This is a genomic window from Rhizobacter sp. P2_D12, from assembly GCF_056404395.1.
In genome coordinates this window covers 1-1493 of the sequence record NZ_JBFUEB010000288.1, presented here as the reverse complement: position 1 = coordinate 1493, position 1493 = coordinate 1, and the positions used below count along the sequence as shown (strand labels likewise).

The window sequence follows — 1493 nt, the reverse complement described above, 5'->3', positions numbered from 1 at the left end:
ACTGAATGCAGCGGCAATGTGCCCCGGCCAGTACGAGCTGGTGTTTCATGCGGGCGACTACTACGCGGCGCGCGGCGTGGCCATGTCCACCCCGCGCTTCCTCGACCGCATCACGCTGGGCTTCGGCATCGCGGCCACGGACCAGAATTACCACGTGCCGCTGGTGATGACGCCCTGGTCGTACTCGACCTACCGGGGCAGTTAGGTTGGCGCCGCACCGGCTCGGCCCCGCCCGCATCGGCATCGGCCTGATCCAGGGCGTGCTGCTGTACCTGCTTTACACGGCGCTGGAGGATACATGTTGGCCCGCGACCACGCCCCTGCTGTTCGCGCCGCTGGTGATGCTGGGCGTGCTGCTGCCGGTGATCCTGATCAGCGCCCTCGGGCATCTGCCACGGCGGACGCTGGCAAGCTGGGCGGGGACCGCGGCCATCGCGATCACGCTGCTGGCGATCCACGACATCTGGCGCCGGCTGGGCGGCGTCGACGTGCTGCGCCCGACGCCATCCGGCGCCCTGTCGGTGTGCCTGGCGGCCGGTTGCTTCATCGCCCACGCGCTGGTGCTCGCCGGCGCGCGCGAGCGCCGGCGCATCGCGTCGTACGCCACCTATTTTGACGTGGCGTGGACCCTTGGCCTGCAGCTCGCCTTCAGCGCGCTGTTCGTCGGCGCGACCTGGCTCGTGCTGCAACTGGGTGCGTCGCTGTTCGACCTGATCCGGCTCGACTTCCTGAGCCAGGCCATGCGCAAGGCCTGGTTCGCCATTCCCGTCACCGCCTTCGCCTTTGCCAGCGCGATGCACCTGACCGACGTCAAGCCGGCCATCGTGCGCGGGATCCGCAATCTGGTGCACGTGCTGCTGTCGTGGACACTGCCGGTGCTCACGCTGCTGGTGGGCGGCTTCCTGGCCAGCCTGCCGTTCACCGGGCTCGAGCCGCTGTGGGCCACGCGCAGCGCCGCCGGGATGCTGCTGTCGGCGGCGGCCAGCTTCGTGGTGCTGATCAATGCGGCCTGGCAGGACGGCAGCGAGCGCCCGGCGCGCGTCATCGCCGTCTCGGCGCGCGTGGCGAGCCTGCTGCTGGCGCCACTGACGCTGCTCGCGGCGTACGCCCTCGCGCTGCGCGTGCTCGATCATGGCTGGTCGACAGACCGGGTGATCGCTGCCGCCTGCCTGCTGGTGGCGGCGTGCTATGCCGGAGGGTACGCGGCGGCGGCCCTGCGGCGCGGCTGGCTGCCCACGCTGGCCGGGGTCAACATCGCCGCCGCCTTCGCGGTGCTCGGCGTGCTGGCGCTGCTGCTTTCGCCGCCCGGCGATCCGGGACGCATCGCCGTCGCCAGCCAGCTGGCGCGCCTCGATGCCGGCCAGATCACCTTACGGCAACTGGACGTGGCCTATCTGTGGCATCACGGCGCCCGCTACGGCCGCGCCACCCTGGCCCGGCTCGATAGCAGCACGACCGGCCCGGATACCGCCTGGCTGCGCACCGAACTGGCG

Annotated in this window: 2 protein-coding genes; both read left to right on the top strand. The window is 71.3% G+C overall.

Translation table 11 applies throughout. From position 1 onward, the window contains the following. Positions 1–205, top strand: a 205-nt coding sequence (locus tag AC1DYN_RS32500; protein ID WP_477966919.1) for a hydroxyisourate hydrolase, incomplete at its 5' end; no start/stop codon positions are given. 1 nt (position 206) lies between these two features. Continuing rightward, on the top strand, positions 207–1493 hold a 1287-nt coding region (locus AC1DYN_RS32495), incomplete at its 3' end, for a DUF4153 domain-containing protein (RefSeq protein ID WP_477966917.1).